This window comes from Anaeromicropila herbilytica (assembly GCF_016591975.1).
GTDB lineage: Bacteria > Bacillota > Clostridia > Lachnospirales > Lachnospiraceae > Anaeromicropila > Anaeromicropila herbilytica.
Map to the genome: position 1 here is coordinate 357,174 of NZ_AP024169.1, position 18,499 is coordinate 375,672.

The following is an 18,499-nucleotide window of genomic DNA, read 5'->3' on the forward strand; positions in this document are numbered from 1 at the left end:
ATGAACGGAATTAAAACGATTGTAGCAAAAGAATTATCAAGAGTATTTAGTGATAAAAAATTAGTTGTGAGTTTATTTATCTTACCTGTTGTATTAATTATAGGTATTTATGCCTTAATGGGACAGTTAGCTTCCAATCAAGAGGCAGATATTGAGAAACATGTACCAATCATAGCAATTCAAAATGAGCCAGAAGGCTTTGCAGACTTTATGAAATCAATCTCTTTCAATGGCAAAATTAAAACAATAGAAAGTGATTCAGATATCAAAGCTTATAAAGACGGAATCCTTAAAGGAAAAAAAGATGTATTAGTTGTATTTGATCAAGGTTTTCTTGATAGTATTACAAATTATAAAGATGGAGATAAGATTCCAGAAGTAAAGACTTATTATAACCCATCCGAAGATTACTCCCAGAGTGCAAGAACAGAATTTGTAGATACAGTATTAGCTTCTTATAAGCAACAATTATTACAACAAAGATTTGGTAACTTAGAAAGTTTATCTGTCTTCAATGTTGATGTGAATAGTGATTCTTCCGTTATCATGAATGAAGATAAAGCTAGTGGAAAGGTATTAGGTTCTTTATTACCTTACTTAATTACATTTATGCTTTTTGCAAGTGCAATGTCATTAGGCGTTGATGCAATTACAGGTGAAAAAGAAAGAGGAACATTAGCAAGTATGTTAATTACACCTATCAAAAGAAGAGATATTGTACTTGGTAAATTAATATCTTTAAGTATACTATCTATGTTATCAGCTGCAGTTTATGCGGTGGGTATGATTGTGGCATTCCCTATGATGATGAAGAATATGTCAGATAGTGCAGACTTAGGTTTGACAATGAGTTTTTCAGCAGTGCAAATTATTGAGTTACTTGCTATTATGTTGACACTTGTATTCTTATATGTCGGTTTAGTTGCAGGTGTGGCTGTATTCGCAAGAACAGCAAAAGAAGCAACTACTTATGTTACACCGATCTATATTATTGTATTAGTTGCTGGTATGATCACTATGGTATCAAGCGGTACACCAGATTCTTATTACTTTGCAATTCCAGTATACGGTAGTGCTTTATCCATTCAGGGTCTTCTAACTGGAGATCTTACAACAGTACAATTAGCATTTGCTTTATTAAGCAATGTTGGACTAGGTGCAATACTTACAGCTGTAATTTCTAGTGCATTTAATAATGAAAAAGTAATGTTTAACGCATAATAGGGTTAGATTGACTTACGATAGGGTGTCTAGGTCATTTGAACAAAACAGAAAAAGCGAATGCTTCATTGAACCTGTATAAGATGTTCTAGTTCTCAGATACTTTTGTGTAAAACATAACCTCAAGCAGATAACTCACATTGTTCAGACAGATCTGCTTGAGGTTATAACACAAAATTATCTGAGAACAAGAACTTCTAATACAGGTTCAAAGGCGCATTCGCTTCTTCTGTTTTGTTCAAATGACCAGGGAAGGTTATGAGATAGGTCATAATCAAACGTTTATTATAAGTAGTGCAATCTAAATTAGATTGAAGTATAATGCCATATAAGGGAGCTCGTGTATAGTGTGAAACAAACCGTATTACACCCTTGATTTTTATGTCGCAAAAGGTGACAGATGGAAAATAATGTACTGTAAAAAGAATTTTATACATTGAATTTAAGTTTGCGAGCAAGCAATAGATGTGTAGATGGTGTGAGGTATTAAGCAATTTCACACCACGGATTTGTGTGTTAAGAAAGTCAATAGATGGAGTTTTTATGAAAAATATTAAATTAACAATTATGTATGATGGTAGCAGGTTCTTGGGATGGCAGCGTTTAGGCAGCGAGCATGGTGAGAAAAGCATTCAAGATATCTTGGAACAGAATATAAGCAAATTATTAGGTGAGGCTATTAAGATAATAGGATCTGGTAGAACGGATACTGGAGTACATGCCTTTGCTCAAATCGCTAACTTTCATACTAGAAGTACGATGGGGTTAGAGGATATCTTCAGGACTTTGAATCATTCGCTACCAGAAGGTATTTCAATCACTGATATAGAAGAAGTTCAGAAAGAATTTCATAGTAGATATGATGCTAAGTCAAAAACATATGAATATCATATTGATACAAGAGAGGTTGCAAATGTATTTACAAGAAAATATGCATTACATGAACCTTTTTCTTATGATATAAATGCTATGAAAGAGGCATCTAGATATCTAATAGGAGAACACGATTTTCAGGCATTCGCATCACGGATGAATGATGATAGAACGACAATTCGAATTATAGAGTCGATTGATATTGATAAGGAAGAGGATGAGATAAGAATCAGCATAAAAGGTAACGGCTTTTTGTATCATATGGTTCGAATTATGGTAGGAACTCTTATATTAGTAGGTAAAGGGAAAATGAAACCAGAAGATATTAAGAGAATATTAGAAAGCCGTAATCGAAAGAATGCAGGACCAACGGTTAGTTCGGTAGGTTTATTTTTGAAAAGAGTTGAGTATTAAGGAAATTATGAAGATATAAAATGATAGTAATGGGGGAAATATTATGGAGGACTTTTCGTATAGAATACTGCTATTCGCAATTGTTATTCTAATTATTGTTATCTTATATTCTATATGTCGATATGCTTACTTTATGAAAAAAGAACATTTTGTATGTCCTAATTGCAAGAAATCAAACTATATGGTGCCTGTTAAGGATTTTAAACCAAAAGCATTTTAGCAATAAGCACTATGCGTTGATAGGCAATCAGGTTCGCATACAACGCTACTTTTTTCATAAAGTGCATTACTATGAGAAGATAGTAATGCAAAGATAAAGCAAATGATTACAAAACACTAGGCACATTTCATTTTGCACAAAAAATTATAGGAAATTATCATAAAATTATTAATTTCATTGTATAAAATTCCACCATTTAACAAACACTTAGAATAGAGAGTAATAGCTCTACATTCAATACAAATTTAATGGAGGAAATGCATGCATGAAAGCAACAGGTATAGTAAGAAGAATAGATGATTTAGGCCGTATTGTTGTACCAAAAGAGATTCGCCGTACTCTTAGAATAAGAGAAGGAGATCCGTTAGAAATCTTTACGGATAGAGAAGGTGAAATTATCTTAAAAAAATATTCACCTATTGGAGAACTTAGCCAATTTGCGAAACAATATGCAGACTCATTAGCTCAAACAACTGGCCACATTGTTTGTATAGCTGACCGTGACCAATTGATTGCAGCATCAGGAACTTCAAAAAAAGATTATATAGGTAAATCAATTAGTAAAGAATTAGAAGAAGTTATTAATGAACGCGAAAATGTAATTGCAGCAAAAGATGATAAAAATTATGTTAAGGTAACAAATGATGACGAATCTGAGTATACTTACCAAGTTGTTAGTCCAATTATTACAGAGGGCGATGCAATTGGAGCTGTAATTATTCTTACCAAAGATGAAAAGTTGAAATTTGGCGAAGTAGAATCAAAATTAGCGTTAGCAGCATCTGGATTTTTAGGAAAGCAGATGGAACAATAATAAATATAAAAAACACGTAAGTTTACTTACGTGTTTTTTATATTTATTAGGATTTGTGGGTAAAACACTTAGTGATAGTTTATCTTAAAATAAGACTAGCATGATAGCTTTCTTTACCTTCCTGAATCGAGGTGTTATAATGCAACTATTAAGAGGTGAAAGAGGATAGAAAATTGAAAAAGGAAGGGAATAAGTATGATAGATAAAATACAAAACAATGATAGTTCAAAAAAGTATAGCTTTGATGAATTTATTGATATTATCCGCATATTAAGAGGGGAGAACGGTTGCCCATGGGATAAAGAACAAACACATGAATCATTAAAAACTCCCATGATTGAGGAGTGTTATGAGGCAGTTGAAGCAATTAATAATAAAGATATCAGTAATTTACGTGAGGAATTAGGTGATATCTTGTTACAAATAGCTTTACATTCAGTCATAGCAGAAGAGGAAAAAGAATTTACTATAAATGATGTGATTGATGAGGTTGCTAAAAAAATGATCCGTAGACATCCTCATGTATTCTCAAAAGAACAAGTAGCTAATACAGAAGAAGTGCTTGAAAGATGGGAAAGCATTAAGAAAGAAGAGAAACAAGAAGAGAGCGAAATAGAAAGTATCAAAAAGGTGCCAAGAGCATTTCCAGCAAGCATTCGGGCACAGAAAGTATTAAAGAAAGCAGCAAGAGCAGGTTATGGTGTGAACACATATGAAGAAGCCTTAGAAAAGATTCAAGAAGCGCTTCATGACATGAAAACATTAAGAGAAGAACCTTCAAAAGATGAAATAGATGACAAATATGGTTCATTATTGCTCGGAATCGTTAATTTATCCATATTTTTAGGCTCAAATGCAGAAAATTCCTTGACAAATGCCACAGATAAGTTTATAAATAATTTGTAGATGTGAAAATGCTCGTAAATCAGCGAGATTAAGCATTTAAGAGAAATCCATAGATGAACATAGTACAACTATGGGGACGGGTGAAATAATCGAAATAAGAAGATACTTTTGATTATTCGAAAACAATATAATTAAGATTAGAGGAGGAGTTTATCCATGAACAAAGCAGAATTAGTTGCAGCAATTGCTGAAAAAACTGAATTATCAAAAAAAGATTCAGAAAAAGCTTTAAAAGCATTCATTGATGTAGTGACAGAAGAATTAGTAAAAGGTGAAAAAATCCAATTAGTTGGTTTCGGAACTTTTGAAGTATCTGAAAGAGCAGCAAGAGAAGGTAGAAATCCACAAACAAACGAAACTATGACTATTCCAGCTTCAAAAGCACCAAAATTTAAAGCTGGTAAAGCTTTAAAAGACGTTATCAACGCTTAGTTTGAAGTTGTTTAAGGTTGCTCGAAGGAGCAACCTTTTTTTTATTTATAGGATATTGTTTCACTTTTCCTATAAATTAAGAATAATTGGAGAAGGATATACACTAGAAAAAATCCGATGGAAGCAGAACACGCTTAGCTAGGAGTTTGATTTATAAACAATATGTTTTCTATAGTAATATTACTAAAATATAAATAAGAAAGAGAGCTGAAAAAGAGATGAGACTAGATAAATTTTTAAAAGTTTCTAGGTTAATTAAGAGAAGAACAGTAGCAAATGAAGCTTGTGATGCTGGAAGAGTACTTGTAAATGGAAAAGTATCAAAAGCATCTGCTACTATAAAATCTGGAGACATAATTGAGATTCAATTTGGAAATAAAGAAGTTAAAGTAGAAGTACTTGATGTACAAGAGACAGTTCGTAAAGATGATGCAAAAGAGCTATATAAATATTTATAATAGGCATGAATTAGAGAACCTTCTAATATACTTTAGGGAGTATGTATATAAAGTATATTAGGAGGTTTTTTATGGAGGACAAACAACAAGTTTCTAGAGGTCATAAAGTAAATCTAATTGCCAGAAAATCAGCCATGATAAGTGGTGTGAATGATGTGTTATCCTTTGACTCTGAAGAAGTGTTATTAGAAACAGAACAGGGGATTCTTATGATACGAGGTGCTGAACTTCATGTGAATCGACTAACTCTTGAAAAAGGGGAAGTTGATGTAGATGGTAGAATAGATAGTTTAACTTATTCAGATTCTTCTCAAACTAAATCGAATGAATCATTCCTTGGAAGGTTATTCAAATAGATTTGTGTGAATAAAGAGCGACCAGACGTCTAAATTCGCGGTGGTTTCGCAGAATGGAGATAGTGATGAGTGAAATTATCGGGTTACAAGCAAAGTTTTTCATAGCCTCAGTTGCATCTGGAATCATTATGCTCATTGTGTATGATATTCTTCGTATTTTGAGGCGAATTATTGAACACTCTAAATTTATGGTGGCATTAGAAGATGTTTTATTTTGGATACTGAGTAGTGTGTTTATATTTATGATGATGTATATAGAGAATGACGGAATCATTCGTGGATTTTCTATTATGGGAATGCTTCTTGGTATGATCATATATAACCTTTTGCTAAGTAAATATATTGTGAATGGTATATCTTTTCTGCTTAATAAAATTATTGAAATTATAAAGAAAATCATATACTTTCTTTTATCACCTTTTCGATTTGTTATTGGTAAAATTCTTAAATTTCTAAATTTTATAAGAAAAAAAGTGGTAGGTATTATCAGATTCGTCTTACATAAATTAAATAAATTAAGAAAGTATACCATAAAACTATTGAAAAAAATCGCTAAAACATTTAAAATATCAATAACAAAACGTTAAGATTATAATGATTTCAGGATAAATATTTGGAAGGTAATAAGGTGAAGGAATGAAAAAAAGAAGGGGAAGAAGACGAGCAAAGAGTAAGAATGGTTATGGGATGATTGCCATTGTAGTTCTATTAATATGTGGTATTGTAACATTTAAAAGACTGGGACTGGATCAAGAGAGAAAAGCATATGCAAAGCAAATGGTTGAAGTACAGCAAGAACTTACGGACGAAAAAGCGCGTACCAAAGACTTAGAAGAACAAAAAGCATATATGAAAACTAAAAAATATATTGAAGAAATAGCAAGAGAAAAACTAGGACTAGTATATAAAGACGAAATAATCTTTAAAGCGGATAATAATTAACTTACAAATCTGATGATTAATAGTTGACAAGTTGAAAAAAATAGGGTAAAATGTACTTCGTCAGTTCGGCGAAGTAGCTCAGTTGGCTAGAGCACACGGTTCATACCCGTGGTGTCGGCGGTTCAAATCCGTCCTTCGCTATTACTATAATTGAATAGAAGAAATAAGAAGGATATGTATTATATTTAATGCATATCCTTTTTTTGTTATCTGTTTGATAGTCGAATATTGAACAGCTGATAATTAATTATATATATTTTATAAAACTATAAAGAATGAGTTATATTTGAGAGTCAAAAGCCATTCTTAATCTGTTATTAAGTTAATGTGCATAATTGAAACCATTTGTAGAAATTATTTTAGTATAAAGTATAAAAGTAGGAGTTCCCTCCTTCTTCTTAGTATGAACCCCTACCATTAACATCTTAATTCTACTGAACTCCCTTGAATCGATTTTAACAACCATACCACGGAAATATTGTCAAAAAGTTTTTAGGAATACGACCTAGCTTTTGACAAACATTTTATATCCAGTCTCCTATAATACGTGCTTAACAGCTATCTATAGGAGGAAATGAGAATGAAGCAAATTGATAAAAGAATGATATTAGTGAATGTATTGGGGGTGATGATTGCAAGATCAGCTTTCTTTGGAATTAATCCATTAGCACTTGGATTTTTTGCAGCGGTATATCTGGAGAAGAAAGTTAGGGGATATATTTTCTTATCTGTATTAGCTGGTATGGCTACAAGAATGCCTCTAATTGATGTAGCAAAATACGGATTATCTATGTTAGCCATTATGCTAGTTACAGCTCTTATTGAAAATCAGGGAAAGAAAATAACGGTAGGTATCATAGCAAGTCTATCAGCGGTGGTTATCACAATAATGGGAATTACCAAAGGAATGCTCATGGTGAATTCGGATTACTATATCATACTTGCTATATTAGAAGGTGTTGTAGTATTTGCGGCAACTGGAATATTTGAGAGGGGAATTGACTACATTCTATATTCGAAAAAAGGACAAGTATTAAACAATGAACAGATTATTAGTCTTTCTATTATTGTTGGGGTATTTGTATATGCAATACCAAGATATGATACGATTAATTTTTCCTTTGTAGAAACGGGTGCGTACTTCTTGGTGTTACTATTAGGGTACAAATATGGAGCAGGGACGGGATCAATTGCTGGAGCGGCATGTGGCATTGTATTAGGAATTCAGAATAATACCATAAGTGTAATTGGTACGATGTGTATCCTAGGAATTCTTGCGGGTATGTTTCGTGAAGTTGGAAGAATTGGAGCAGCGATTGCATTTCTACTTGGTGCACTCGTATTTCAATATCTGTATTCCAAGAATATGATGGAGTTAAGTAGTCTTAGAGCTCTCTCATCAAGTACGATTCTATTTCTTTTATTGCCAAGTAGTTTGATATATAAAATTGATATAGGGGAGCGAGAAAACGGAGAGAATAAAGAAGATATCTTTATAAAAGACAATATCCAAAGCATTGCAGTAGGAAAATTAAAAGAGTTCTCAGAATCTTTTAAGAAACTATCCTATACCTTCCAAACAATCTCGGAGAAAAAATCAATCTTAAATAGGCAGGATATTGATCGAATCTTTGATGATGTATCAGAAAAGCTGTGTAAAAAATGTTCCAAATGTGATTTCTGTTGGAAGAAGGAATTCTATGATACATATAAAGCTGCGTTTTCCATGCTAAGTTCAGCAGAAAGAAATGGTTATATAATGGAGGGAGATGTTCCGGATGCATTTTTAAATCGTTGTATCAACATGAAAGAGTTCTTGCAAGAAACTAATAAAAGTCTAGAGCTAGCCAAGATTAATCTGAACTGGAAGAATCGAATGGCAGATAGCAGAGAAGCTATTGCACTACAACTAAGCGAGGTGGCCAATATCTTAGATGATTTTTCTCTTGATTTATATGATACTGTAAGTGTAAGTGAGACAATGGAAGAATATATTATCCATAAAATGAGAATAAATCATATAGAGGTCAAGCAAATTGCAATTCTTGAGAAAAGGAATAAGAAGCAAGAAATCTATATGGAAGCAAAGACCGAAAAAGGAAGATGCATTACTACAAGAGAAGCTGCGGGTATGTTAAGTGAAATATTATTAAAAAGAATGAAGCCAAAGGATGGAACCAAAAATGTTATTGCAAAGGAATATGATACGATTGCCTTCGTTGAGGATACGAATTACAAGGCACTTACTGGAATAGCAAGAGCCACTAAAATAGGTGAAAGAATATCTGGAGACAATTATTCTTTTATTACCCTCCCAAGTGGTGAGATGATTATGACGCTATCTGATGGAATGGGAAGTGGAGTGAAGGCATGTACAGAAAGTCAGTCAGTGATTGAATTATTAGAGCAATTCATGGAGGCGGGATTCAAGGAGGAGTCTGCTATAAAACTTATCAACTCTATTCTGGTATTAAAGTCAGAAGAAGAGTCGTTTTCAACAGTTGATATGGGAATACTAAATCTATATACAGGAGTATGCGATTTTATTAAGATTGGAGCAGCATCAACTTTTATAATTAGAGATAATCATGTAGAAACTATTACAAGCGCTTCTATGCCAATAGGAGTATTCAATCAAGTTGACTTTGAAGGAATATCCAAGAAAATCTACGATGGGGATTACATCGTGATGGTTACAGATGGGGTATTAGAATGCTTGCCAATAGAAGAAAAAGAGGCCTATATGGAGAAAATATTAATGGATTCAAAGATAACAAATGCTGGGGAACTTGCAAATTATATTCTTGAAAAAGCAATTGAGCAAAACAATCATACAGCTAAGGATGATATGACTGTTATGGTAGCAGGGATATGGAAGAAATAAAGCAGTTAAATTCAGCGTAGCATTATAGTTGAAATTTATAAAAAGTAGTTGTAAAATGAAGAAAACTTTACTAAATAGTCGATTCACCTAAGCTTAATTATAGCTTAGGGTATAAGTAGTAAGTAAGCGTAGGGATAAGCTAGGAGAACTTATGATTAATAAGGTATTACAGTATATAAAAGCAAATAGTATGATAAATGAGAAAGATAAGATTGTACTTGGCGTCTCAGGAGGAGCCGATTCCGTCTGTCTTTTCTTTGTCATGCTTAGGTTAAGAGAAATCTATCATCTTCACTTAGAGGTTGTACATGTGAATCATGGAATCCGTGGTGACGAGGCAAAAGAAGATGAGGAATTTGTAAAAGAATTGTGTGAAAGAGAGAATGTTCCTATTACGATTTTTCACGAAGAGGTAAAGAAGATAGCAAGCGATAGCAAGCTATCAGAAGAAGAGGCAGGAAGACAAGTTCGATATGATGCATTTTACAAAGTATGTGAAGAAAAAGGGTGTAGAAAGATTGCGATAGCACATAATAGAAATGATAGTGCTGAAACAATCTTATTTAATCTATTTCGTGGATCAGGAATTAAAGGGTTAACGGGAATTCGTGCAGTTCGTGGAGAGATTATACGTCCATTGTTATGTGTAAGTAGAGATGAAATTGAAGAATACCTTGAGCAATTAGGCGAAGGGTTCAAAATAGATAAAACCAATCTGTTGGAGGAATATACAAGAAATAAAATTAGGCGTAAAGTACTTCCATATGTTACAAGTGAGATTAATCAAAAAGCAATGGAACATATTGTATCAAGCGGAAATATTTTGTCAGAAGTAGTAGCATATATAGAGAATAATATGTTAGAATGTTATGATAGAATTGTTTCTTATGATGAGATAAGAAAAGAATATTTTATCTATGTTAATGCGATAATGAAAGAGGATATCGTAATTCAGAAAGAGTTGGTTCGTTATATCCTATCAAAGATCTCAGGTGGTTTAAAAGATATTGAGAATAAGCATGTGGAGATTGTACTAGAACTCATTGATAAAAGCGTTGGTAAAAAGGTTGATTTACCTTACGATATCGAAGTGAGGAAAGATTACGATAAAATTATTTTTGGAAAGCATAGAAAAGTAATTCCTAGGGCGAAAGATTTGATTATAGAAAATCTTGGTGAAAAAGATCTGCGTATAGAAGATACGAAGATTCACATCCCTGGTGAGTATTATGATGAGGACCACAAGTGGAAATTAGAATTTGAACTTATAAATTATAAAAAAAATCTAATAATTCCTACAAATGGGTGTACGAAATGGTTTGATTATGATAGAATAAAAAATACTGTTTCCCTTAGGACTAGAAGAGAAGGCGATTTTCTTCAAATAGATCAAAAAGGAAGCAGAAAAAAAATTAAATCATTATTTATTGATAAAAAAGTGCCAAGAGAATTAAGAGATCGGATTCCTTTATTAGCAGATGGTGATCACATCATGTGGATCTTGGGGGACCGTATTAGTGAGGCATATAAAGTAAATGAACAAACAGAAAAAATATTAATAGTTAAGGTTGATGGAGGAAATAATAATGGCTGACAAAATTAAGGTACTAATAAGCGAAGAAGATGTTGATGCAAAGATTAGAGAACTTGGAAAACAGATTAGTAAGGATTATGAAGGAAAAGAAATACATTTAATCTGTGTTCTTAAAGGCGGAATCTATATCACAACAGAATTATCCAAGAGAATTACAGTACCAGTATCCTTAGATTTTATGTCTGTATCAAGTTATGGGGATGCAACAGAAAGTTCTGGAAGAGTTAAGATTGTAAAAGATCTAGATGATCCAATCGAAGGAAAAGATGTATTAATCGTAGAGGATATTATTGACTCAGGAAGAACTTTAAGAAATCTAGTTGATCTATTAAGTACTAGAAGTCCTAAGAGTATTAAAATCTGTACTCTATTAGATAAACCAGAACGAAGAGTTGTAGAGGTTCCAGTTGATTATGTTGGATTTAACATCCCAGATGAATTCGTTATTGGTTATGGGTTAGATTATGCTCAAAAATATAGAAATCTACCATTTATCGGAGTGGTTGAGCAATAATAATATCTTTAATGTGATAAAAAAGTTATAAAATTTTAAATAAGTATTCAAAAATAGATATAGTAAGTAATATTTAAGAATAAAATAGAATAATAATACTCGAGAAATTGAGAGGAGGTTTTAATTTGAAGAAACAAATGAAAGGATTAGGTTGGTATGCAATTATCCTTGCAGTTATAGTATTGGCATTGTTTCTAAATGAGGCGGTCAATAAAGCAGATACCGAGACATATAATCATTCTAAATTTGTAAAAGATCTAAAAGAAGATGACGTTAGTAATGTTGATATCTATATGAATGAGGAAGTACCTACTGGAAAAGTGAAAGTTACTTTTAAAGATGGAACATCGTCTTCATTTAATGTACCAGATGTTCAGACAATAAATAATGAAAGTGAATATGCGGGGCATCCAGCAATTGTTCACGAGATTCAAAAACCAAGTTGGTTATTAACTTATGTACTACCATATTTATTAGGATTTGTAGTAATTATAGTATTATTCTCCTTCTTATCCAATCAAGCTGCCGGAGGTGGTGGGAATAGTAAGGTCATGAATTTTGGTAAGAGTAGGGCCAAGATGACCACGGATGAGAATAAAAAGACAACATTTAAGAATGTTGCAGGTCTAGATGAAGAAAAAGAAGAATTAAAAGAGATTGTAGATTTCTTAAAGACGCCAAAAAAATATACGCAGGTCGGTGCTAGAATTCCAAAAGGTGTTCTATTAGTGGGACCTCCTGGAACAGGTAAAACATTATTAGCGAAAGCCGTTGCTGGTGAAGCTGGAGTACCATTCTTTAGTATCTCTGGTTCTGATTTCGTTGAAATGTTCGTTGGTGTTGGTGCTTCTCGTGTAAGAGATTTATTCGAAGAAGCGAAGAAAAACGCTCCATGTATTATATTTATCGATGAAATTGACGCAGTTGCTCGTCGAAGAGGAACAGGAATGGGCGGCGGTCATGATGAAAGAGAACAGACACTTAATCAGATGTTGGTTGAGATGGATGGTTTCGGTGTAAATGAAGGAATTATCGTAATGGCTGCAACTAACCGTGTTGATATCCTTGATCCAGCGATCTTACGTCCAGGTCGTTTTGACCGTAAGGTTGGAGTTGGCCGTCCAGATGTAAAAGGTAGAGAAGAGATTCTTCATGTTCATGCAAAAGGAAAGCCATTGGGTGAAGATGTTGACTTAAAACAAGTAGCTCAGACAACAGCAGGATTTACTGGAGCGGACCTTGAAAATCTATTAAATGAATCAGCAATTAATGCAGCAAGAGATGATAGAAGTTACATTATTCAAGAAGATATTACAAAATCCTTCATCAAAGTAGGAATCGGTGCAGAGAAGAAGAGTCGTGTTATCTCAGAAAAAGAAAAGAAGATTACTGCTTATCATGAAGCAGGTCACGCAATCTTATTCCATGTACTTCCTGATGTAGGGCCTGTCTATACTGTATCAATCATACCAACTGGAACAGGAGCAGCAGGTTATACTATGCCACTTCCTGAGAAAGATGAGATGTTTAATACAAAAGGAAAAATGCGTCAAGACATTATCGTTGACTTAGGTGGTAGAGTTGCAGAAGAAATCATATTCGATGATATTACAACTGGTGCTTCACAAGATATCAAAGTTGCAACGAAGACAGCTAGAGCTATGGTAACAAAATATGGATTCACAGATGCAGTTGGTCTAGTAAACTATGATAACGATGATGATGAAGTATTTATCGGTAGAGATCTAGCACATACTAGAAGTTATAGCGAAGGTGTTGCTCAAAGTATTGATAAAGAAGTAAAAGGTATCATAGATGATTGTTATACCGAAGCAAGACGTCTTCTGAATGAATACTTAGATGTTCTTCATAGTTGTGCAAATCTCCTTATTGAAAAGGAAAGAATCACAAGAGAAGAATTTGAAGGTCTTTTCTCATCTCGTGGACTTACATTAGGTAAGGATAATGGTAACGAAGTAGAGGCTGTGACATTAGATATATAGAAAAATTGTTAGTACGATTTTGAACCATAGGTTTACCAAAAATGTGTAATAAAAAATTAGGGTATTTTACTTATTTTTAGGAAAAAAGGACAATAAAAATAAAAGAGTTGTCAAAACAGATAAAAAAAAGTAATATTTTGAAAAAAATTTGTGCACACTTTTTAGGGTATGGATGTTATACTAACATACGTAAACCCCAATACATTATATAGTTTTTGCTACACCCCATAAGTAACAAAAATACCTTCTCCAAAAAAGGACAGCAGATCGGATGGCTGTCCTTTTTTACACAATACATATGGAAAATATCGGAAATTATCTCGCGTTTTATTCTAAACTTGGTTGTATATTAATGGAAATTATAATACAATAGTATATATTTGCAAAGTTGTGGAACTTATAAAGAAGTATAATTAAGTAATTCGTGGCTATTCAGTCACTACGGTAATATCTTTCAAAAAAATGCTTGATTTTGACTAGTTGATTTTAATTTTGGTTTAAAGGAGAAGCTAAGATGAGTAGAAATAATAATAGTGATAAATGGTCAAAAGTTACCAAAGTATATATCAAAAATATAGAACCAACTCTTAATCAAAGAGCATTGTTTAGCGATGGAACAATTAATTATAGAATACCTAATGAACCAATGCCTTATGAAACTGTTACCATTCGTTTCCGCACAGAAAAAGATAATGTGGACGCTGTTTACCTAATTATAGAGAATGAGAATCAGAAGATTAGAATGGAGCTTACTTCCTTCGATGAGATATTTGATTATTATAGTATTCAGATAAAATTAGAAGATAAGAAAGTGGAATATTTTTTTGAGATTAATGCGAATAGTAATCTATGCTATTATAATAGACAAGGTGTTTCGATGGAGATACAGCAATATTATAATTTTCAGATTATGCCTGGTTTTCATACGCCTGATTGGGCAAAAGGAGCAGTATTCTATCAGATCTTTGTCGATCGTTTCTTTAATGGAGATGCAAGCAATGATGTATTAGATAACGAATATATCTATATTGGGGAAGGAACGAGAGAAGTAAATAGATGGGATAAATACCCCGATTCCATGGGAGTTCGAGAGTTCTATGGTGGAGACTTGAGTGGGGTAATGAAGAAATTAGATTATCTACAGGAACTTGGAGTAGATGCAATCTACTTTAATCCAATCTTCGTATCGCCATCGAATCATAAATATGACATTCAAGATTATGATTATGTTGACCCTCACTATGGAGCAATTGTAAAAGAAAAAGGTGAAGTATTAGATGAGGGAGATAAAAGCAATGAGAGGGCATATCGTTACATCACAAGAGTAACGGATAAGGAGAACCTTGAGGCGAGCAATCAATTATTTATTGAATTGGTAAATGAGATTCACAAGAGAGGAATGAAGGTAATACTTGATGGAGTATTTAATCATTGTGGATCCTTTAATAAATGGCTAGATCGTGAGAGAATCTATGAAAATCAAGAAGGATATGATAAAGGAGCCTATATCAGTGAAGATAGCCCTTATCGTACGTTCTTTCGCTTTCGAGGAGGCAATTGGCCTTATAATAAACAATATGATGGCTGGTGGGGGCATGATACACTTCCTAAGCTAAATTATGAAGAGTCGGATAAGTTATTTGATTATATTATGGAAATAGCAAGGAAATGGGTGTCGCCACCCTTTAATGCTGATGGATGGAGACTTGATGTTGCAGCGGATCTTGGCTATTCGAATGAGTTTAATCATAGATTCTGGAAGTTGTTTCGTAAAAATGTGAAAGAGGCTAACCCCAATGCAATCATCATAGCAGAGCATTATGGAGATCCAAGTTCATGGCTAAGGGGCGATGAATGGGATACGGTTATGAATTATGATGCATTTATGGAGCCAATCACATGGTTTTTAACAGGGGTGGAGAAACATAGTGATGAATATCATGGTGATCTATTCGGTAGTAGTGAGAATTTCTTTCGCTCCATGAAAAGCTCAATGGTAAAGTTCACGACACCATCGCTTGAAGTATCAATGAATGAGCTTTCTAATCATGATCATTCTAGATTCCTAACTAGAACCAATCGAAAGGTTGGAAGAACGAATACAGCAGGTCCAAGGGAAGCAGAAGAAGGAATTAACAAAGCAATTTTTCGTGAGGCTGTTGTAATGCAGATGACATGGCCAGGCGCACCTACTATATATTATGGTGATGAAGCAGGGGTATGTGGTTGGACTGACCCAGATAATCGAAGAACCTATCCATGGGGAAGGGAAGATGTAGAGTTAATTGAATTACACAAAGAGTTAATTCGGATTCATAAAGACTATAATGCTTTGAAGAGGGGGTCCATATTATTTCTAGGTGGAGATTATCAATACTTGTCATATGGTAGATTCAATGAAGAAGATAAGTTTGTTGTGATTATCAATAACATTGAATATGAGAGAACCTTTGTGATACCTGTATGGGAGATTGGAATTACAGATCAGGATCGACTAGTTCGTCTTATTCAGACGACAGAAGAGGGTTATAATCTTGAGGCGGTACATTATCAAGTGGAGGAAGATCATCTAGTGATTCGAGTTCCAGCATATTCAGGTACAATTGTGAAGAATACAGAGGCGTATTAGAAGATGTATGTGATAGACGTAGTTAATATGTAATAAAAGTAGTTGGTATTAGGATAAATGTGGTTAGAATTGAGAATGATAAGTTAGAGGATAGACTAATAATGGAGAGAAAGATGTAAGGCAGAAGCAGAATATGAAATATTACAGTATATATAGGTATTTTGGTATTTCATAATATGGTAGAGTATAGCAAATGTAAATAGTCTAAATTGAGCAAAATATTAAAATTAATAAAAAAATTTAAAAAAAGGCTTGCTTTACATTCGAAATTATGGTATAAATATATCTTGTCAGGACAATTCTGGATGGGTTCCCGAGTGGCCAAAGGGGGCAGACTGTAAATCTGTTAGCTGCGCTTTCGAAGGTTCGAATCCTTCTCCATCCATATGCCGGCGTGGCGGAACTGGCAGACGCACAGGACTTAAAATCCTGCGGGCCTAATCGCCCGTACCGGTTCGATTCCGGTCGCCGGCATTAAAGTTATGACAAATCAATCTATTACTTGCCCAGATAGCTCAGTCGGTAGAGCAGAGGACTGAAAATCCTCGTGTCGCTGGTTCGATTCCGGCTCTGGGCACTTAACGGAAAAGTTAAGTGTGATATAAGATGATAGATTACTAAGGTATATTTTGTATTGACATTATCAAAGTTATCATTTAGAATATATGTGTTAAATAGCTTGTCAGATAAGATTTATTGATGGAGTTTTATATAAATAGCTATTTGATCTTACAATTAAATATGCGGGTGTAGTTCAATGGTAGAACACTAGCCTTCCAAGCTAGATACGTGGGTTCGATTCCCATCACCCGCTCTGTGCGCGAGTGGCTCAGTGGTGGAGTATCGCCTTGCCAAGGCGAGGGTCGCGGGTTCGAATCCCGTCTCGCGCTTACGAAATCCCTTGATTTTCAAGGGATTTTTTGTTGCGCTGATATGTGCACCGTATGTGCACTAGTTTTTCTTGTTCTTTTTCTTGTTCTTTTTATTGCCTTTATTCATAGCTTTATTCATTATATCCAGGTTCTCTTGTTCTGTATTTGGGTTGAATATATATGTAAGGGTAGTTTTTTCGTCTACTTGTCCAAGAATATCCCGTATCATATCCAATGGCAATCCTGCGTTACTCAATCGGCTTGCAGTAGTCCTTCTTGTGCAATGAGGACTCTTGTATGTAACTCCTGCATCTCTGCAATACTTACTAAGCCAATAGGTTACTGCTCTTGCAGTTAATCGTTCACCATTTCTTTCAAAGATAAACTCGCCATCAGGATTAAGCTCTCTAGCCTTTCTTATGATTTCCTTTGCTACGTCAGTAAGAAGAATAAAGCGGTATTCCGAATCGTTTTCCTTTTTCAGATGCTCTACTATCTGAACTCCGGCGCTCTTAAATTTCTCTCCATCAAAGACAAGCACCTTTTCTTCCATCCTTTGAATAGCTATCTTCCCATACTCGATATCGGAGAGCTTAAGTGCCACAACCTCTCCAATGCGAACACCTAGTTGGAACATCAACTGGATGCACAATGCTTCAATCGTACTTTCCTCTTCAAGGTGCGAATCTAAAGCATCAAATTCATCATTCAGATACAACTTGGAACCGTCAGTTTTCTTTCTAACTGCACGGAATTTCGACTTGATATAGATTCCGTTCATCGGATTTTCAACAATAATCTCCTCATCGATAGCAATCCGCAACAACGCAATCATTATGCTTTTCATGTTGTTGTATTCTCTGTTAGAGAGATTAAATTTGGTAATGGTAGCGTTAAAAAAATCGTTAAGCATCTTAGTTGTCAATTTGCAAAAAGGAACATGAATGATGGAATGGTCTATGTAGTATTTATTCCAGTGTTCGTTATCACGTCTGACGGTTTTAATATTGACATTTTTATCCTTCAGGCGTTCATCCTTCCATTCTGGGAACAAGTCATTTAAGGTAAGATTCTTCTTGTTCTCAAAATAAAATAGATAAAGCTTATCCATCATATCATCCATTGTTACTGCGGATATCTGCTTAAGCTTGCCATCCTCCCTTACTGTGGTTATTACTCTGCCGTTAGAACGGCTGTTTATTACATATGGATGCTTTTGTTCTACTAATTTTTTTCTTGTCATCTTTAACATATCATCCACTTCTGATACCGTTAGGATATCACGACTGATTGCTTCTTTCAACACTTTATCAAAATTTAACATAACGAAACCCTTCTTTCAAAAAAGGCTTCTGTTTGTTATAATT

Annotated in this window: 16 protein-coding genes and 6 tRNA genes; 21 read left to right on the top strand and 1 reads right to left on the bottom strand. The window is 33.9% G+C overall.

What is annotated here, in order from left to right; all coding sequences use genetic code 11:
- From bsdtb5_RS01420 to bsdtb5_RS01520, 21 genes are all read left to right on the top strand, one after another.
- The gene (locus bsdtb5_RS01420) at positions 1–1,221 is read left to right on the top strand and encodes an ABC transporter permease (RefSeq protein WP_271714276.1); all 1,221 of its coding nucleotides are present in this window, start codon (positions 1–3) and stop codon (positions 1,219–1,221) included.
- Between the two features lie 543 nt (positions 1,222–1,764).
- Positions 1,765–2,508: a tRNA pseudouridine(38-40) synthase TruA gene (gene truA / locus bsdtb5_RS01425; protein WP_271714277.1), complete on the top strand. Its 744-nt coding sequence runs from the start codon at positions 1,765–1,767 to the stop codon at positions 2,506–2,508.
- Between the two features lie 43 nt (positions 2,509–2,551).
- Positions 2,552–2,728 carry a hypothetical protein gene (locus bsdtb5_RS01430; protein ID WP_271714278.1) on the top strand — a complete coding sequence of 59 codons (177 nt, stop codon included), beginning with the start codon at positions 2,552–2,554 and terminating at the stop codon, positions 2,726–2,728.
- Positions 2,729–2,993: 265 nt separating this feature from the next.
- Positions 2,994–3,542 (top strand): stage V sporulation protein T, encoded by a 549-nt coding sequence (spoVT, locus tag bsdtb5_RS01435; protein ID WP_271714279.1) that lies wholly within the window; start codon positions 2,994–2,996, stop codon positions 3,540–3,542.
- A gap of 195 nt (positions 3,543–3,737) precedes the next feature.
- Positions 3,738–4,448, top strand: coding sequence for a nucleoside triphosphate pyrophosphohydrolase (gene mazG / locus bsdtb5_RS01440; RefSeq protein ID WP_271714280.1), 711 nt, complete (start codon positions 3,738–3,740; stop codon positions 4,446–4,448).
- Between the two features lie 156 nt (positions 4,449–4,604).
- Positions 4,605–4,880 (top strand): HU family DNA-binding protein, encoded by a 276-nt coding sequence (locus tag bsdtb5_RS01445; protein WP_271714281.1) that lies wholly within the window; start codon positions 4,605–4,607, stop codon positions 4,878–4,880.
- 218 nt (positions 4,881–5,098) lie between these two features.
- Positions 5,099–5,338 (top strand): RNA-binding S4 domain-containing protein, encoded by a 240-nt coding sequence (locus tag bsdtb5_RS01450; protein ID WP_271714282.1) that lies wholly within the window; start codon positions 5,099–5,101, stop codon positions 5,336–5,338.
- A 71-nt stretch (positions 5,339–5,409) separates the two neighbouring features.
- Positions 5,410–5,694: a sporulation protein YabP gene (yabP, locus tag bsdtb5_RS01455; protein ID WP_271714283.1), complete on the top strand. Its 285-nt coding sequence runs from the start codon at positions 5,410–5,412 to the stop codon at positions 5,692–5,694.
- Positions 5,695–5,759: 65 nt separating this feature from the next.
- Positions 5,760–6,281: a spore cortex biosynthesis protein YabQ gene (gene yabQ, locus bsdtb5_RS01460; protein WP_271714284.1), complete on the top strand. Its 522-nt coding sequence runs from the start codon at positions 5,760–5,762 to the stop codon at positions 6,279–6,281.
- Between the two features lie 49 nt (positions 6,282–6,330).
- Complete coding sequence (locus bsdtb5_RS01465; protein WP_271714285.1) at positions 6,331–6,636, top strand: FtsB family cell division protein; 306 nt, start codon at positions 6,331–6,333, stop codon at positions 6,634–6,636.
- 67 nt (positions 6,637–6,703) lie between these two features.
- Positions 6,704–6,777 (top strand) — tRNA-Met (locus bsdtb5_RS01470).
- A gap of 439 nt (positions 6,778–7,216) precedes the next feature.
- On the top strand, positions 7,217–9,520 hold the full coding sequence (spoIIE, locus tag bsdtb5_RS01475) for a stage II sporulation protein E (protein WP_271714286.1): 2,304 nt from the start codon (positions 7,217–7,219) through the stop codon (positions 9,518–9,520).
- A gap of 151 nt (positions 9,521–9,671) precedes the next feature.
- On the top strand, positions 9,672–11,114 hold the full coding sequence (gene tilS, locus bsdtb5_RS01480) for a tRNA lysidine(34) synthetase TilS (RefSeq protein ID WP_271714287.1): 1,443 nt from the start codon (positions 9,672–9,674) through the stop codon (positions 11,112–11,114).
- A complete protein-coding gene (gene hpt, locus bsdtb5_RS01485) occupies positions 11,107–11,628 on the top strand; it encodes a hypoxanthine phosphoribosyltransferase (protein WP_271714288.1) in 522 nt (173 codons plus the stop codon). Before tilS ends, hpt begins: the two co-directional genes overlap by 8 nt.
- Before the next feature lie 137 nt (positions 11,629–11,765).
- Positions 11,766–13,631, top strand: a complete 1,866-nt coding sequence (gene ftsH / locus bsdtb5_RS01490; RefSeq protein WP_271716032.1) for an ATP-dependent zinc metalloprotease FtsH — start codon at positions 11,766–11,768, stop codon at positions 13,629–13,631.
- Positions 13,632–14,145: 514 nt separating this feature from the next.
- Entirely contained in the window at positions 14,146–16,260 is a 2,115-nt protein-coding gene (locus bsdtb5_RS01495) for a glycoside hydrolase family 13 protein (protein WP_271714289.1), read from the top strand.
- A 303-nt stretch (positions 16,261–16,563) separates the two neighbouring features.
- Positions 16,564–16,645, top strand: a tRNA-Tyr gene (locus bsdtb5_RS01500).
- 3 nt (positions 16,646–16,648) lie between these two features.
- Positions 16,649–16,734: transfer RNA gene (locus bsdtb5_RS01505), tRNA-Leu, on the top strand.
- 30 nt (positions 16,735–16,764) lie between these two features.
- A tRNA-Phe gene (locus bsdtb5_RS01510) sits at positions 16,765–16,837 on the top strand.
- A 166-nt stretch (positions 16,838–17,003) separates the two neighbouring features.
- Positions 17,004–17,074: transfer RNA gene (locus bsdtb5_RS01515), tRNA-Gly, on the top strand.
- Positions 17,075–17,078: 4 nt separating this feature from the next.
- Positions 17,079–17,150 (top strand) — tRNA-Gly (locus bsdtb5_RS01520).
- A gap of 61 nt (positions 17,151–17,211) precedes the next feature.
- On the opposite strand, the gene bsdtb5_RS01525 is transcribed toward bsdtb5_RS01520, so the two are convergent.
- On the bottom strand, positions 17,212–18,456 hold the full coding sequence (locus bsdtb5_RS01525; protein ID WP_271714290.1) for a tyrosine-type recombinase/integrase: 1,245 nt from the start codon (positions 18,454–18,456) through the stop codon (positions 17,212–17,214).
- Positions 18,457–18,499 lie beyond the last annotated feature (43 nt).

What these genes read in the sequence shown, in the direction of transcription:
- bsdtb5_RS01420 (WP_271714276.1), top strand. Translation starts at nt 1, where the DNA reads ATGAACGGAATTAAAACGATTGTAGCAAAAGAATTATCAAGAGTATTT.
- truA (WP_271714277.1), top strand. Translation starts at nt 1,765, where the DNA reads ATGAAAAATATTAAATTAACAATTATGTATGATGGTAGCAGGTTCTTG.
- bsdtb5_RS01430 (WP_271714278.1), top strand. Translation starts at nt 2,552, where the DNA reads ATGGAGGACTTTTCGTATAGAATACTGCTATTCGCAATTGTTATTCTA.
- spoVT (WP_271714279.1), top strand. Translation starts at nt 2,994, where the DNA reads ATGAAAGCAACAGGTATAGTAAGAAGAATAGATGATTTAGGCCGTATT.
- mazG (WP_271714280.1), top strand. Translation starts at nt 3,738, where the DNA reads ATGATAGATAAAATACAAAACAATGATAGTTCAAAAAAGTATAGCTTT.
- bsdtb5_RS01445 (WP_271714281.1), top strand. Translation starts at nt 4,605, where the DNA reads ATGAACAAAGCAGAATTAGTTGCAGCAATTGCTGAAAAAACTGAATTA.
- bsdtb5_RS01450 (WP_271714282.1), top strand. Translation starts at nt 5,099, where the DNA reads ATGAGACTAGATAAATTTTTAAAAGTTTCTAGGTTAATTAAGAGAAGA.
- yabP (WP_271714283.1), top strand. Translation starts at nt 5,410, where the DNA reads ATGGAGGACAAACAACAAGTTTCTAGAGGTCATAAAGTAAATCTAATT.
- yabQ (WP_271714284.1), top strand. Translation starts at nt 5,760, where the DNA reads ATGAGTGAAATTATCGGGTTACAAGCAAAGTTTTTCATAGCCTCAGTT.
- bsdtb5_RS01465 (WP_271714285.1), top strand. Translation starts at nt 6,331, where the DNA reads ATGAAAAAAAGAAGGGGAAGAAGACGAGCAAAGAGTAAGAATGGTTAT.
- spoIIE (WP_271714286.1), top strand. Translation starts at nt 7,217, where the DNA reads ATGAAGCAAATTGATAAAAGAATGATATTAGTGAATGTATTGGGGGTG.
- tilS (WP_271714287.1), top strand. Translation starts at nt 9,672, where the DNA reads ATGATTAATAAGGTATTACAGTATATAAAAGCAAATAGTATGATAAAT.
- hpt (WP_271714288.1), top strand. Translation starts at nt 11,107, where the DNA reads ATGGCTGACAAAATTAAGGTACTAATAAGCGAAGAAGATGTTGATGCA.
- ftsH (WP_271716032.1), top strand. Translation starts at nt 11,766, where the DNA reads ATGAAAGGATTAGGTTGGTATGCAATTATCCTTGCAGTTATAGTATTG.
- bsdtb5_RS01495 (WP_271714289.1), top strand. Translation starts at nt 14,146, where the DNA reads ATGAGTAGAAATAATAATAGTGATAAATGGTCAAAAGTTACCAAAGTA.
- bsdtb5_RS01525 (WP_271714290.1), bottom strand. Translation starts at nt 18,456, where the DNA reads ATGTTAAATTTTGATAAAGTGTTGAAAGAAGCAATCAGTCGTGATATC.